We start from the raw sequence: 15,379 nt of genomic DNA, 5'->3' as shown, positions 1-15,379 counted from the left end.
GTTAACATATATCAATGGTTTGTATGATCTGTTAAATTTAAATAGTTCTAAAATATAGATGAACGATGTTTGTCTAATTATTGTTTTTTTTATATTTGGTTGTATCTATCTAACAAAATAAATAAAAATGAAAAAAAATTCAATAGTTTTAGGTGTATTTGCATTAGTTACATTAGGATCTTGTAAAAATGAAACACCTCAAGAAAAAGCGCAAAAAGAGTCACAGAAAGCTTTAGACAAAGCGTATGATGCAAACGAAGCAAATCAAGTTGCGACAAAGCTGTAGTAAAATCAGATATTGCAACAGTTATTTATACAGATATTGCTGCCGCAAATGCTGCTGTTGCTAAAATTCCGATGCCTGCATTGTTAAATGATAAAGCTAAAAAATTAGCAAGTGATTTGGGTAAAGCGTTGATTGATAGTATTAATGTAAAAGACGCAAAAGAAATAGAGAAATCTGAAAAGAAAATTACTGATTTGAAAAATGATGTTGAAAAAGCTTATCAAGACAGTAAAATAAATGTTGAGGATCGTGATGCAATCAAAACATATATCGAAGATTGTGTAAGAGCTGCAGTAGCTACTGTTGTAGCTATACATTCTTAATATTCTTTTTATAGAAGTATAAAGCCCACCTCAATTGAGGTGGGTTTAGTTATATATAATAAATTCTCATCAACCATATTAGGAAGTGTAACCTTTAGCAAAGGCTCTTCTTCCATGGCACGTTTTGTCGAAAAGATAGCTTCATCGTTTCATTCACATCCCAATGTATATTGATTTTAAACTGTTTTCAGCATCAGAATTTTATTCAACTGTTTATTTCAGGTCTATGAGATCACAATTAAACAAATAAATTAGTCAAGTAGTTTTTCTATAAATTCATTATTCTGAATTCTAATTTTTATAAAATTATCGCTATTAATTAAAAAATCTAAATATTTTTTAATAAGTATATCGCCGTATGATTTTTTAATTTTATTGATTAAATCAAGTTCCATATCTTTTTGAGAAGAATAACTGTAGAGATAAGCTAAACGTTTAAGTAAATTTATTAAGAAGGTATTTTTGTTAAATAAAAAGAGTTGATCAAAATAACATAAAATTATTTCAGCTGGAACATAATTACTTATTACATCGATCATTTTTTTATACTCCTTTTCAGCATCTAATATCTTAAAATATAAATCAATACAATCATCTGATTCGTAAAAATTTATTTTAAGATTAGTAAGTGTTTTCGTTCTGAATTTTTTAAACTTTTCTTCTTCATTTAAATGATTTTTTATAAAAAGAAAATCTTCTAATGATGGATTGTAAGGGAATTTTAAAAGTTTTATTTCTGTATATTTAGGCAAATCATTTGTCTGTTTATAAAGTTTTTCTAGAATATTGTAATAAGGGTAGTTGTATTTTTCTTTAGAATTGTTTGAAATAATATCTTTACAATAAGCTTCTACAGCAATATGGTCAGTTTTCATTAGTTCTTCTAAAATCATTAAATTATAGTCATTTTGATAAATTGATGGTTTGAAATATTCTTTTATTTCTGTAAACAACTCTGTCTCTATCATGATTTGTAGAAAGAATGTCTGAATCTCTATGTTATAATTTATATTTTCTTTATGCCATTTTTTTAGGTAATTTAGAAGGTGTTGTCCGATAATTTTTTTTCTCTCTGTAGTCGCTTGATAATATATTTCTTTATTTATTTCAAAATCATTTACAGTTATATTATCCATATTAAGGAAGTTGCTCCAATGATCAAGTACAACGTTTTTCCATTGTTCTTCTACTGCTATTTTATTGATCCTAAAAGCATATTTTTCTATAATAGCGTAAACATATTTTTCTAATCTTTTACTTGTTGTACCCGAGTTAAAATGAAAAGAAAGTAATAAATCACATATTCTTATAATTAGTGGTTTTACGATTTCTGTCGTCTTAATAATGCAATCTATATAAGCAAATACAGGTTCAAGAGCAATTTGTAGTAAATCGATTATCTTTTTTACTTCGGATATTTCTACTTTCCTTTTTTTACCTATTATTGAGGTTATTGTATCTTTTATTAATTGTTCTACTTCATCAAGAGAATACTCTTTTTGTTTTTGAGAAAATGATAACATGAAATATTGTTCAGCTTCTCTATTTGTATTAAAAAAATCAAGTAACCATTTTCTTAAATCTTCTTCTTCAATTAGTTTAAGTAAAGTTTCGCTCTCTTTTTCTTTTTTTATGCGAGTTTTTTTAACAGGTTTTAAAGAGGTAAGTTTTACGATTTCTTCTAGCATTTTTTTTTGATGAATACACCAAGATTCGTTACTTCCACAATCACAAGAATGGGAAGTAACTTCTTTATTTTTGATTACTATATTTACATCGTAACTATTCGACTGGTCATCTACAAAAGCAATAAAGTTCCCTTTTTTTTCTTCTTCTAATTCTCTAATTTCGAGTTTTTTAATATCTCTTTTGTTTTGAGAAGAAATTAATTTGAGTAAATTTTCAATAGTATTCATAAGCTTTTATAATAAATTTTCATCAACCATATTAGGAAGTGTAACCTTTAGCAAAGGTTCTTCTTCCATAGCGCGTTTAATCGCAAAAATAGCTTCGTCATTTCTTGCCCAAGAACGACGAGCGATTCCATTATTTACATCCCAATGTAACATGGATTTCAAGCGTTGTTCCGCATCCGAAGATCCGTCCAATAACATTCCAAATCCACCATTGATTACTTCTCCCCAACCAACGCCACCACCGTTGTGAATCGAAACCCAAGTAGCTCCTCGGAAACTATCACCAATGACATTATGTATCGCCATATCAGCTGTGAATTTTGAACCATCATAAATATTAGAAGTTTCGCGGAAAGGAGAATCTGTTCCAGAAACATCATGGTGATCACGACCTAAAACAACTGATCCGATTTCACCTTTCTCAATTGCATCGTTAAACGCTTTCGCAATTTTGATGCGCCCTTCTGCATCTGCATATAAAATACGAGCTTGCGAACCTACAACTAATTTGTTTTCTTGTGCACCTTTAATCCACGTGATATTATCCTGCATTTGTTGCTGAATTTCTTTTGGAGAATGTTGCATGATTTCTTCTAAAACTTGACAAGCAATTTCATCTGTTGTTTGTAAATCTTCTGGTTTTCCTGAAGTACAAACCCAACGGAAAGGTCCAAATCCAAAATCGAAACACATTGGTCCCATAATATCTTGTACATAAGATGGATATTTGAAATCAATTTCGTTTTCTGCCATTACATCTGCGCCAGCTCGAGAAGCTTCTAATAAAAAGGCATTTCCATAATCGAAGAAATACGTTCCTTTTGCTGTGTGTTTATTTACAGAATCTGCATGACGACGCAGCGATTCTTGTACTTTTTCTTTAAATAATTCAGGGTTGTTTGCCATCATTTCATTGGCTTCATCAAATGATAATTCAACAGGGTAATAACCACCAGCCCACGGATTATGTAATGAAGTTTGATCTGATCCTAAGTCAACGTAAACATTTTCTTGATCAAATTTTTCCCAAACATCCACTACATTTCCATCATAAGCAATCGAAACAACTTCTTTATTTTCTTTGGCTTCGCGCACACGAGCAACCAATTCATCCAAATCAGTAATCACTTCGTCCACCCAACCTTGTTCATGACGTTTGTATGTCGCAGCAGGGTTTACTTCGGCAGTTACAGAAATAACACCTGCGATATTTCCCGCTTTCGGTTGAGCACCTGACATTCCACCAAGTCCTGCCGTTACAAATAATTTACCAGCCGTACCTTCATTATCGATTTTGCGACAACCATTCAAAACGGTAATCGTTGTTCCATGAACAATTCCTTGCGGACCAATGTACATATAACTTCCAGCGGTCATTTGCCCATATTGAGAAACACCTAACGCATTCATCTTTTCCCAATCATCCGGTTTCGAATAATTAGGAATCACCATTCCATTCGTAACGACAACGCGCGGAGCATTTTTGTGTGAAGGAAATAATCCCATCGGATGTCCAGAATACATCACCAAGGTTTGCTCTTCTGTCATTTCAGACAAATATTTCATCGTTAATAGATATTGCGCCCAGTTTTGGAAAACGGCACCATTTCCACCATAGGTGATTAATTCTTCTGGATGTTGTGCAACTGCGTGATCCAAATTATTTTGAATCATTAATTGAATTGCTTTTGCTTGTTCTGAATTTCCTGGATAATCTGTAATTGGACGAGCAAAAATTTTATAATCAGGCATTAAACGATACATATAAATTCGTCCGAAATCTTTCAATTCTTGCTTAAATTCTGGAATTAATTCTGCATGATCTTTTGGTTCGAAATAACGTAACGCATTTTTTAGTGCTAATTTTTTTTCTTCTTCCGATAATATTTCTTTACGCTTTGGTGCGTGACTTACGTTAGGATTTCTGTCTTTTTTTTGAGGTAAAACAGAAGGAATACCTTGTTTTATTTGTTCTTGAAAAGTCATTTTTTTGCGTGTTTTTATGTTTTGCGTTAAACGTTATAAGTTTTACGATTTTTTGTTGTTATTCTGAACTTGTCGAGGAATCTCTAAAAGTTATGCGAAGTTGAAATGAATTCAATTTGACTAATCGTTAAACCTTCCTGAACTTGTTTCAGGAAACATTATATTTTTTAAATTCCTCTATTTATTGGAATGACATTTACTTGATTGTCGTAGTTTTTATCGTCCCCTGAGCATGTCAAAGAGTCTTCTGTATATACTAGTTTCCCATATTATTAATAGTTTATCCTTCGACAAATTCTGGATAAAAAGGATAATTTAGAAACTTAATATTAATTTTTTGAAATCATCTGTTTGTAATAAATCGATGATATTATTGATGTCATCTCCAATCAAACGATCGTCTTCTAATTTAGGACAAACCGAACGAACTTTTGCAAAAACTTCTTCTAAGAAAGCACTTGTTTTACGAGGTCTTCTAAACTCTAAACCTTGACAAGCATACATTAACTCAATTGCTAAAATACGTTCTACATTATCTAAAACTTGATTGAATTTTCGCCCAGAAATACTTCCCATCGAAACGTGATCTTCTTGTCCCAAAGAAGTCGGAATACTATCTGCCGATGCAGGGAAACACAACGTTTTGTTTTCTGTACAAAGTGCTGCTGAGGTATATTGAGGAATCATGAAACCAGAATTTAAACCAGAGCTTTCTGTTAACAATTTTGGTAAACCATATTTTCCTTCGATCAATAAATATTGACGACGATCCGAAATATTTCCTAATTCAGATGCTGCAATTGTAGCGTAATCTAATACCATAGCTAATGGTTGTCCGTGGAAGTTTCCACCAGAAATGGCTTCTTCGTCCGAAACAACGATAGGATTATCGGTAACAGAATTTAATTCGATTTCAGCTAATTCTTGTAAATGGAAAAATGCATTTCGTGATGCACCATGAACTTGAGGCATACAACGTAACGAATATGGATCTTGTACACGACCACAATCTGCGTGAGAGAAAGCGATTTCAGAACCTTTCAATAAATTTCGCATGCGTTCTGCAACCAATAAAGTTCCTTTGAATGGACGAACTTGATGCAATTCTTCTTCGAATGGGCGAGGAGAACCTTCGTAAGCTTCTAATGATAAAGCACCCGCAACGTCAGCTAAATTCAATAAATATTCGAATTTTTCTAAACCGTTTAAGGCATGAGATAAAATGAATTGTGTTCCGTTGATTAACCCTAAACCTTCTTTTGCAGAAAGATGTAAAGGTTGTAAATTATGTTTAGCCAAAGCTTCTTTTGTCGAAACAATTGTATCGCCATCCCAAACTTTTCCTTCACCAATTAATGGTAAAAATAAATGTGATAATGGCGCTAAATCTCCAGATGCTCCAACAGATCCTTTTTCAGGAACGACCGGAATAATATCTTTTTCGACCATTAGTAAAATTCGTTCCACAACATCTAAAGTCACACCAGAATATCCTTTTGATAAAGCATGTGCTTTTGCAATTAACATGGTTTTAGAAATTTCTTTCTTGATTGGATTTCCAACACCAACCGCATGACTGATTAATAAATTATGTTGAAGTTGACGCGTTTCTTCTTCCGAGATTTTAGTGTCGCAAAGTGGTCCAAAACCAGTGTTAATTCCATAAACTGTTTGACCAGAAGCAACTATTTTAGCAACGTTTTGTTGCGATTTTAAGATTTGTTGTTTACTCGCTTCATTAAGTTCAATTTCGATGTTTCCTTCTTTGATTCCTTTGTAATTCTCGAACGAAAGAAAATCGATGCCGTAAGTTTTCTTGATCATTTTTTCGAATTTGTGATACTTCAAAGATAATCTTTTCATTGATTTGATAAAAGATAGAAATCATTTCAGATGTAATAAATTGAGATTTGATAAGGTTTTATAACACTATCTTTTATAAATTTGCTAAAATTTTTATGTAATGTGTGATAAACATCTTCATGACGAAATGGGGGACGACCATATTTCAGCAAACTTAGAAACGCCTTTGAGAGCTGATGCCTTTGAGTTGTCTGCTGAAGAAAAAGTGGAAAAGATAGAAGCGGATTTCCGTAACATCATGGAAACTTTAGGCTTAGATTTAACAGATGATAGTTTGAAAGGAACGCCAAAACGTGTTGCGAAAATGTTCGTAAAAGAGATTTTTGGTGGTTTATTGCCAGAGCGTAAGCCTGGAATGTCAACTTTCGAAAATAAATATAACTACAATCAAATGTTGGTTGAAAAGGATATCGTGGTTTATTCAACTTGCGAGCATCACTTTTTACCAATCGTTGGACGTGCACATGTTGGTTACATCTCGAAAGGGAAAGTAATCGGATTGTCTAAAATGAATCGTATTGTAGAATATTATGCAAAACGTCCGCAGGTACAAGAGCGTTTGACAATGCAAATTGTGAAAGCAATGCAAGAAGCGTTAGGTACAGACGATGTAGCATGTATTATTGATGCGAAACATTTGTGTGTAAATTCGCGCGGAATCAAAGATATCGAATCAAGTACAGTAACTGCTGAATATGGTGGAGCTTTTAAAGATAATGAGCAATTAAGAAAAGAGTTTATTTCGTACATCGGAATGAAAACTCCTTTCAATGTTTAAATTATAAATCCTATAAAATGGTAAAAGAAAATCAATTAAAATTACATAATTCCTTAACGGGACAGAAAGAAACGTTCGAACCAATTAATCAAGATAATGTTGGAATGTATGTTTGTGGACCTACCGTTTACAGTAATGTGCATCTTGGGAATGTACGTACGTTTATGTCGTTTGATATGATTTATCGTTACCTAAAATTTTTGGGTTACAAAGTTCGTTACGTTCGTAATATTACTGATGCAGGACATTTAACAGATGACGGAAATGTAGAAAATGATCGTTTTGTAAAACAATCTAAACTAGAAAAGTTAGAACCAATGGAGATCGTACAGAAATATACGGTTGATTTTCATAAAGTTTTAGAAAGATTTAATTTACTACCTCCAACAATCGAACCTACAGCGACAGGTCATATTTTGGAACAAATTGCTTTAGCAGAAAAATTAATTGATTTAGGATTTGCTTATGAAGTAAACGGATCAGTTTATTTTGATGTAGAAGCTTACAATAAAAAAGGACTTGATTATGGTGAATTGAGTAACCGTAACATTGAAGAATTAATCAATAATACAAGAGATTTAGATGGGCAAGGAGAGAAGAAAAACCCAGTGGATTTTGCACTTTGGAAAAATGCTTCGCCTGCTCACATCATGCGTTGGGCTTCACCTTGGGGAGATGGTTTTCCTGGTTGGCACTTAGAATGTACAGTGATGAGTACAAAATATCTTGGAGATTATTTCGATATTCATGGAGGTGGAATGGATCTTAAATTCCCTCACCACGAATGTGAAATTGCGCAAGCAAAAGGTTCTAATGGTCACGAACCAGTAAAATATTGGATGCATGCAAATATGTTGACGATGAATGGTCAGCGTATGAGCAAATCGACTGGAAATTACATTTTGCCAATGCAATTAGTGAATGGTGAAAATGATTTCTTCGAAAAACCATTTCATCCTGCTGTTGTACGTTTTTGTTTCTTACAAGCGCATTATCGCAGTGTTTTAGATATTTCGAATGATGCAATGTTAGCTTCAGAAAAAGGATATAATCGTTTGGTTGAAGCATTAAAAACATTAGAAACAATTACACCAAAGAAAACTTCTACCGTTAATATTGATGAATTAGAAGCGAAATTATACACCGCAATGGATGATGATTTCAATACGCCAATATTGATCGCACATTTATTTGAGGCAGTAAAAATGATTAATTCAATCAAAGATAGTTTCGAGAATATTACAGCAGAAGATTTAGAACGTTTAAAAGCGATTATGAATGGTTTTGTTCATGATGTTTTAGGTTTAGATACAGAAGCTGTAAACGAAAGTTCTGACAAATTAGATGGTGTTGTAAAAATGCTAATCGAAATGCGTAATCAGGCACGTGTGGATAAAAATTGGGCTTTATCAGATCAGATTCGTGATCAATTAAGTGCATTAGGTATCCAACTGAAAGACGGCGCTGATGGCACAACTTTCACTTTTTAAGAAAGATTTATAAAATATTTAACCCACTTAGAAATAAGTGGGTTTTTTCATTATACATTATTTTATTTAACAATTTATTTAGATATTTTAAGTTTTTTTCTCATATTTGTAATAATTAGCACTAAAAATTAACACAATATGAGGAGAAGATTTACTTCTTTGGGCATTCTATCAATGTTTTTGATGGGAAGTTTGGCTTATGCCCAAGTTAAAGGAGTCTTAAAAGACTCGAATGGTTTTCCAATGGATGAAGTTGAGGTGATTGTTACAAGAACAGGCGCTTCAGTATTCACTGATGTGGAAGGAAATTTTAATGTAGACGCCAAAGTTGGTGATATATTAAAAATTATTGACTCTAATGGAGAAGAAAAAACGATAAAAGTTACTTCTACAACATTGGGAGATGTGAAGTTTATTACAAAAGCATCTAGTAGTATTGAATTAAATACTGTTACTTTAGTAGGAGGAATCAAGATGGATGCAGCTCAAAAAATTGGAGCTTATGATATTGTAAAAAAAGAAGATTTTGAATTAGCTCCAACTGCTTCAATAGATGAAGTGTTGAATGGACGAGTATCTGGGCTTGTTTTTTCTACTAACTCTGGAGATCCTGGATCTACAAATATTATTACAATTAGAGGGGTAGGTTCTTTGATTGGAACGCCTAATCCCTTATATGTAATTGATGGGATTGTTGTAGGTAAAGGTTCAGATAATGCAGGTTTAATGGAATCATGGAATCCATTAGCAGCTATTGATCCTAATATGATAGAATCTGTTGCAGTTTTGAAGGATGCTTCAGCTACAGCTCTGTATGGAGCACGGGGAGCAAATGGAGTTATTGTTGTAACTACAAAAAGGGGAAAATATAATCAAAAGACAAGATTTAATATAGGTACTGATATGGCATTTCAGTCTATTGCTTATGATAAGCAAGAATGGATGAGTGCTTCTGAATATATTAAGTGGGGAGGATTGATGGAATATAATTCAGGATCATTTACTTCGATGGATGATGCTGTAAAGGCTTTTTCAACTCTTGTTAGTTATGATGGAGTGACAGATGAAAATTGGCAGAAACGTGTTCAACGTAATACAGCTTCTGTTAAGACTTATAATTTTGCAATGACAGGAGGAGGAGAGAATACTTCTTATAGATTTGGAGCTTCTTATTACGAGAATAATCCTTTGATTTTAAATTCATATTTTGATAGAATGAGTTTAAGTACTGCAATTGATCATAAAATAGAAGATAAATTTACTTTTGGATTAAATGTTAATTATACAAATGTTAAACGAAATTCTATAGATGATGGTGGAGCTTATAGAAATCCTTGGTTAACGAATTGGTATATATCTCCAATTTATCCAGCATATAATGCAGATGGTACTTATAATCAAGATAATTTAGGACCTAGTAATAGTAATTTTAATCCTCTAGCTATTCAGGAGATGGATTTTACTAAAGGTCGTATTGAAACTTTTTTAGGATCCGTTAATGGAGAGTGGCAGTTTGCTAAAGATTTCTATTTGTATTCTTTATTTGGAGCACAAAGTCAGAAATTAGAAGAGAAAATGTACTGGGATCCTCGTATTGCAGATGGATTAACATATGGAGGAGTAGTTCAGCAATCCTTTACAAATATTTTTGATTGGAACTGGCAAAATTCTGTTAGTTTTAGAAAAAAAGTGAATGATAGACATGATATTCAAGCCTATGTAGGAATGGAGTATCAAGAGCATAATTATACAATTTCGTCAGCATCTGTAGGTAAATTATCAGAACCTAGACCTTTTTTAACATATGGAACAGAAAGAAGAAGTGCAGATGAAGATGTATTAAAATGGACTCAAATCTCGTACTTTTCAAGATTAAATTATATTTTGGATGGGAAGTATACATTTTCTGCTCAGTTAAGAAGAGATTCAAATTCGACATTAGGAAAGTTTAAAAAATCTGGAGTATTTTGGTCTGTAGGAGGGTCTTGGAATGTAACAAAAGACTGGGATTCATCACCCTTTAGTAAGTTGATTTTAAGAGCGAATTATGGTGAAATAGGGAATATTCCATATGCGGACTCATGGGGAAGTGTGTATAATTCATTGAATTTGTTAGGAATAAGTAGTTATACAGGAGATGATGCTACAATTTATTTAAGTAATGCTAAGAATGATAATTTAGCTTGGGAAGTAAGTAAACAGTTTAATGTAGGTCTAGATTTTGGTTTTATTAAAGATAAATTAACACTTTCAGTAGATGCTTATCAAAGAAAAACAGCATCTGCTATATATACTACTCCAATAGCACCTCAAAATGGAAGTCCAGGAAGTTTTTTGACTAATATTGGAGAAATAACGAATAGAGGAGTTGAGTTGAGTTTTAATTATTTACCTGTAAATGGAGAACATTTTAGATGGAATATTTATGGAAATGCTTCTTATAATAAAAATAAAGTTACAAAACTTGCAAATCCTGATCAAATAGATAGATCAAGTTTAAGAGCTCTTAGTGTAGGTAAAGAATACTTACAATATTATACTTATGAATGGGCTGGAGTAGATGAAGCAACAGGGTATGGAACTATCTGGAAGGATGAATCAAGAACTGAAAAAGTTATTTTAGATAATGCTAGTAAATATAATCAAGCAAGTAGAATTTGGCAAAAAGATTCTCCATTTCCAAAATATTTAGCAAGTTTAAAAAATGATTTCACATATAAAGGCTTTACTCTTTCTGTATTCTTTACAGGACAGTTCAAGTTTTCTGTCATGAATCGTTGGCAGAATTATGTTACAAGTGATGGTAATAGCATTTATTATAATCAAACTAAAGATGTTTTATATAACTCTTGGACAGAAACAAATACAAAAGCAGATAATCCAAAACAAATGTTATTCAACACAACAGGATCTTATGAGCCTTCTACTCGTTGGTTGAGAAAAGGAGATCATATTCGATTAAAAGATATAAAATTTGCATATAGTTTTAATGATCTCTTTAAGAAAAGTACGGGTATAGATAATTTCACAATTTATGCAAAAGGAACAAACTTATGGATTTATGTTTTTGATAAAGACTTAACTTTTGATCCTGAGTCTAATTCAAATGCAGCAGGAGGTGCTTATGGAAAGGGAATGTATGATTACACATCTCCTATTATGAAAAGTGTATCATTAGGTATTTCTATTGACTTTTAAAAAATAAAAAAATGAAAAAACATATTTATAGATTATTATTTATTGTACCTATTCTATTGAGTTCTTGTAGTGAGGATAGACTTGATCTTATACCTGAGGTAGGGGACGTCTATGATGGTAATTTAAAGAACGAAGATCAAATGGCTCAGGTTGTGCAAGGTATTTATCCAAAATTAGGTAGTGGATCTAATTTTGGAGCAGATATTTTAATACAAGGAGAACTGTTATCAGATAATATTTTTGTATCGAATGCTGCAGGAGATATAGCCTATGTTAATACTGCTGCTTTTGCGTGGCATTCAGGTAATTCTCCATTTGGACAATATAGAGGTTTATATGAAGTCGTTCAGCAAGCCAATTTAGTATTGAATGATACAAATGTTCCGATAAATGATAATGTCTTAAGTTTGAAAGGAGAGGCTAAAATAGCAAGAGCATTAGCAATGTTCTACCTTGTACAAGGTTTTTCTCCAAACCCTACATCTGGTGTTAATCAAGAATATGGTATTCCTATTAAAAACGATATTTACGATCCTCAAAAAACAGTTGGTAGGTCAACTATCGATGAAGTATATGATTTTATTATTAGAGATTTAACCGAAGGAATTGAAGGGATGGCTAATTCAAGTCGTCAGGATAAAATTTATTTAAGTGCAACTGCAGGAAAGTATTTGTTGTCTAAAGTATATTTAACTAGAGGTAAGTCTGGAGACTATCAAAAATCAATTGATTTAGTTGATGATATTTTAAAGTCATCATCAAATTTTTCAATGATAGAAGCTAGTGGTTTAGTTAATTATTTTACTTCAAAAGAAATAAGTTTGTTAGAAAATCAACCAGAAACAATTTTTGAAATTTCTCAAACATCTATATCTAATTTAGGAATTAATACTCATCCTGGTCAGTATTATACCTTCAATGCATCTAAAAGAAGGTTGATGATGAGAACATCTTTATACAATACTATGAATAGTACTAAAGATGTACGACTTTCTTTGTTTCAAACAGCTCAAGCTCCTACTGTAGATGATCCAAAAGGTGTTTGGTTAAAAAAGGTTCCTCAGTCAACATCTGAAGGGGCTAATACAGCAAATGTAAAAGTATTTCGTATGACTGAACTATTATTCATTAAAATGGAAGCGCTAGCGAAGTTAGGAAGAAAGTCTGAAGCATTAACTTTATTAAACGAGTTTGCATTAACAAGAAAAAGTTCAGTTTATAAAGGAGATGATATTATTACTGATATTTTAACTGAGAAACAAAAAGAATTTATTGGAGAAGGACTGAGGTTTTATGATTTAAAAAGAAATAATTTGCCTATTGTTAAAACTTCAAATTGTAATGGAAATATTTGCGAAGTTTCTGCAAATGATAAGTTGTTTGTTTTTCCTATTCCAATTGGAGAATTAGATAGAGCTCCTGAGGTGAAGCAATATCCAGGCTGGTAATAAACTAACGAATTAAACATTTTTATAACATTTGCCCACTTAGAAATAAGTGGGTTTTTTTGTATCTCTCAATTTTAGATTACTTTTGTAAGGATTTATTCAACAGGATGAAAAAAACAATCATTGGTTTATTTTTATTAGGAGCTATTGTAGCACAGGCTCAAGAGGATTCGATAAAAGTTTTAAAACCATTAAAAGGATCATCAACAAATGATTCGGTTACATATTATAAAACCAAAATTGACGATTATAAGTTTTGGACAAATGGTAGAAAACCAGAAGTATTGGATACGACATTAAGTATCAAAAACTATTATAATCAAAATTTTATTCGCAAAGATGCGTTCGGAAAATTATTTTTTCCGAATGTTGGTGGTGTAGTGGTGGATTTGGAGTATCAAAATACGCCATTCAATCCGTCGATGTTACCAACTGGTAAAAAATACAATTATTATTATGCAAATGATATCAAATATTATGATGTCAAAACGCCATATACCGAGTTTATTTACGAGAATGGTGTTAAAGAAGGTAACTTTTTGTCTTCAACATTTTCGCATAATTTCAACAAGCAATTCAATTATACGTTTCATTATCGTGGATTAATTTCTGAAGGTCGTTATCGTCATGAAAAAGCGCAGAATAATACCTTTGTTTTTTCATCAAATTATAAAACAAAATCGGAACGTTTCAAATTGTGGTGGAACTATGCAGCACAAAATCTGAAAAATAATGAGAACGGTGGAATAGAAGATATCAACGATTTTATTTTGCAAGATGATCGCAGAATGACAAATGTTCGTAATATTCCCGTGAATTCGCAGACAGCAAAATCTGAATTTGATGCACGTCGAATTGAATTGAATGCTTCGTACGGAATCTTAAAAAAAATGAATGAAAAAGATTCGACTTTTTATAATCCAATTGAATTGAAGAATAAATTTTCGTATGAAAAACAAAAATATCGCTACGAGGATACGTCACCAAACGGAACTTTATATTCTACACCGATTATTACAGGAATGGATTATAGAAGTAAAAAGAGTTTTACAGATTTATCCAATACGACAACTGCTGGTTTTCAGTGGACAGATCGTGTGAAAATAGAGGCTGGTGTTAAATTCCAGAATTTGCGCGTTTTTGCTGATCAAGCCATGACGATTGTTGCAGTTCCAAAGCAAATAGAGGAAAATCTTTTTGGAGTTGTTGGAAAAGTGGATTTTGATTGGAATGAAAAATTAAAACTTTACGGAAATGTTGAATATTTGCAATCTGATAATTACAAAAGTGTTTATAATGTAGATGCAGTTTTAGATGTGACGCCGATAGAAGGTTATACATTGAGCGCAGGAGCGGTTATTCAGTCAAAACTTCCTTCGTTGAATGCGGTTTATAATCAAAGTTTCTTTAATAATTTTAACTACGTTAATAAATTTGAAACCGAAAATGTTCAAAACCTTTTTGCAAAATTAAAGTTAGATAAAGTCAACACGACTTTAGAAGCTTCAATTTATAATATTGACAATAAAGTGTATTTGAATGATATTTTGAATTATGAGCAATTGGCGGATAATATCAATTATTTCAAGATAAAAGGTGAAAATCATTTACGTTTCGGAAAGATTAATTTGGTTTCGACAGCGCAATATCAAAAAGTAACGAAAAACGAAGAATATATGCCTTTGCCAGATTTCTTGATTCGTGAAACATTGTATTGGCAAGGAGAATTATTCAACAAGAATGCTCAATTGCAAGCTGGTATTAATGCAACATATTTTACGAAATACAATGGTTTGCGTTACATCCCGATTCTGAACGAATTTGCGTTGCAAGATCCAGCAAATATACAAGAGATTGGAGGTTATCCTATTTTGGATGTTTTTATCAATTTCAAGGTACGTAATATGCGTTTTTACATTCGTGGTGAACATATCAATGCGTCGTTTACAAAACAACCTGATTATTTCGCAGCGCCAAATGTTCCGTATCGAGATTTCAAATTTCAACTTGGCTTGAAATGGAATATTTTTAGTTAAAAAAAATACAAATTATATAGAAAACGACTTCTTGATGAGGTCGTTTTTTCTGTCT

The 15,379-nt window shown here is 32.0% G+C and carries 10 protein-coding genes; 7 read left to right on the top strand and 3 right to left on the bottom strand.

The window, feature by feature from the left end; all coding sequences use genetic code 11:
- Window positions 1-127: 127 nt before the first annotated feature.
- Complete coding sequence (locus B4E95_RS10860) at window positions 128-286, top strand: hypothetical protein (protein WP_185144212.1); 159 nt, start codon at window positions 128-130, stop codon at window positions 284-286.
- Window positions 287-357: 71 nt separating this feature from the next.
- A complete protein-coding gene (locus tag B4E95_RS10855) occupies window positions 358-609 on the top strand; it encodes a hypothetical protein (protein WP_125350491.1) in 252 nt (83 codons plus the stop codon).
- Window positions 610-860: 251 nt separating this feature from the next.
- Here B4E95_RS10855 and B4E95_RS10850 read toward each other — a convergent pair whose 3' ends face one another.
- The 3 genes from B4E95_RS10850 to hutH form a co-directional block, all read right to left on the bottom strand.
- Window positions 861-2,525, bottom strand: a complete 1,665-nt coding sequence (locus B4E95_RS10850; RefSeq protein ID WP_291072911.1) for a hypothetical protein — start codon at window positions 2,523-2,525, stop codon at window positions 861-863.
- Window positions 2,526-2,531: 6 nt separating this feature from the next.
- A complete protein-coding gene (locus B4E95_RS10845; protein WP_291091491.1) occupies window positions 2,532-4,511 on the bottom strand; it encodes a urocanate hydratase in 1,980 nt (659 codons plus the stop codon).
- Window positions 4,512-4,826: 315 nt separating this feature from the next.
- On the bottom strand, window positions 4,827-6,374 hold the full coding sequence (hutH, locus tag B4E95_RS10840) for a histidine ammonia-lyase (RefSeq protein WP_414647152.1): 1,548 nt from the start codon (window positions 6,372-6,374) through the stop codon (window positions 4,827-4,829).
- 100 nt (window positions 6,375-6,474) lie between these two features.
- On the opposite strand from hutH, the gene folE reads away from it, so the two are divergent.
- The 5 genes from folE (at window position 6,475) to B4E95_RS10815 (ending at window position 15,324) form a co-directional block, all read left to right on the top strand.
- The gene (gene folE, locus B4E95_RS10835; protein ID WP_291091488.1) at window positions 6,475-7,152 is read left to right on the top strand and encodes a GTP cyclohydrolase I FolE; all 678 of its coding nucleotides are present in this window, start codon (window positions 6,475-6,477) and stop codon (window positions 7,150-7,152) included.
- Between the two features lie 17 nt (window positions 7,153-7,169).
- Window positions 7,170-8,642, top strand: a complete 1,473-nt coding sequence (gene cysS, locus B4E95_RS10830) for a cysteine--tRNA ligase (protein WP_291091486.1) — start codon at window positions 7,170-7,172, stop codon at window positions 8,640-8,642.
- Window positions 8,643-8,780: 138 nt separating this feature from the next.
- A complete protein-coding gene (locus B4E95_RS10825) occupies window positions 8,781-11,840 on the top strand; it encodes a SusC/RagA family TonB-linked outer membrane protein (RefSeq protein WP_291091484.1) in 3,060 nt (1,019 codons plus the stop codon).
- Between the two features lie 11 nt (window positions 11,841-11,851).
- Window positions 11,852-13,288: a RagB/SusD family nutrient uptake outer membrane protein gene (locus B4E95_RS10820; protein ID WP_291091482.1), complete on the top strand. Its 1,437-nt coding sequence runs from the start codon at window positions 11,852-11,854 to the stop codon at window positions 13,286-13,288.
- A 107-nt stretch (window positions 13,289-13,395) separates the two neighbouring features.
- Window positions 13,396-15,324, top strand: coding sequence for a putative porin (locus tag B4E95_RS10815; protein WP_291091480.1), 1,929 nt, complete (start codon window positions 13,396-13,398; stop codon window positions 15,322-15,324).
- Window positions 15,325-15,379 lie beyond the last annotated feature (55 nt).

The organism is Empedobacter sp. UBA7494 (genome assembly GCF_002478465.1).
Classification (GTDB): domain Bacteria; phylum Bacteroidota; class Bacteroidia; order Flavobacteriales; family Weeksellaceae; genus Empedobacter; species Empedobacter falsenii_B.
The sequence above is the reverse complement of the archived record's forward strand: the minus strand, read 5'-3'. Positions and strand labels throughout refer to the sequence as shown.

Coding starts and splice junctions, on each gene's coding strand:
- B4E95_RS10860 (WP_185144212.1), top strand. CDS start 128: ATGAAAAAAAATTCAATAGTTTTAGGTGTATTTGCATTAGTTACATTA.
- B4E95_RS10855 (WP_125350491.1), top strand. CDS start 358: ATGCCTGCATTGTTAAATGATAAAGCTAAAAAATTAGCAAGTGATTTG.
- hutH (WP_414647152.1), bottom strand. CDS start 6,374: ATGAAAAGATTATCTTTGAAGTATCACAAATTCGAAAAAATGATCAAG.
- folE (WP_291091488.1), top strand. CDS start 6,475: ATGTGTGATAAACATCTTCATGACGAAATGGGGGACGACCATATTTCA.
- B4E95_RS10850 (WP_291072911.1), bottom strand. CDS start 2,525: ATGAATACTATTGAAAATTTACTCAAATTAATTTCTTCTCAAAACAAA.
- B4E95_RS10820 (WP_291091482.1), top strand. CDS start 11,852: ATGAAAAAACATATTTATAGATTATTATTTATTGTACCTATTCTATTG.
- B4E95_RS10815 (WP_291091480.1), top strand. CDS start 13,396: ATGAAAAAAACAATCATTGGTTTATTTTTATTAGGAGCTATTGTAGCA.
- B4E95_RS10825 (WP_291091484.1), top strand. CDS start 8,781: ATGAGGAGAAGATTTACTTCTTTGGGCATTCTATCAATGTTTTTGATG.
- B4E95_RS10845 (WP_291091491.1), bottom strand. CDS start 4,511: ATGACTTTTCAAGAACAAATAAAACAAGGTATTCCTTCTGTTTTACCT.
- cysS (WP_291091486.1), top strand. CDS start 7,170: ATGGTAAAAGAAAATCAATTAAAATTACATAATTCCTTAACGGGACAG.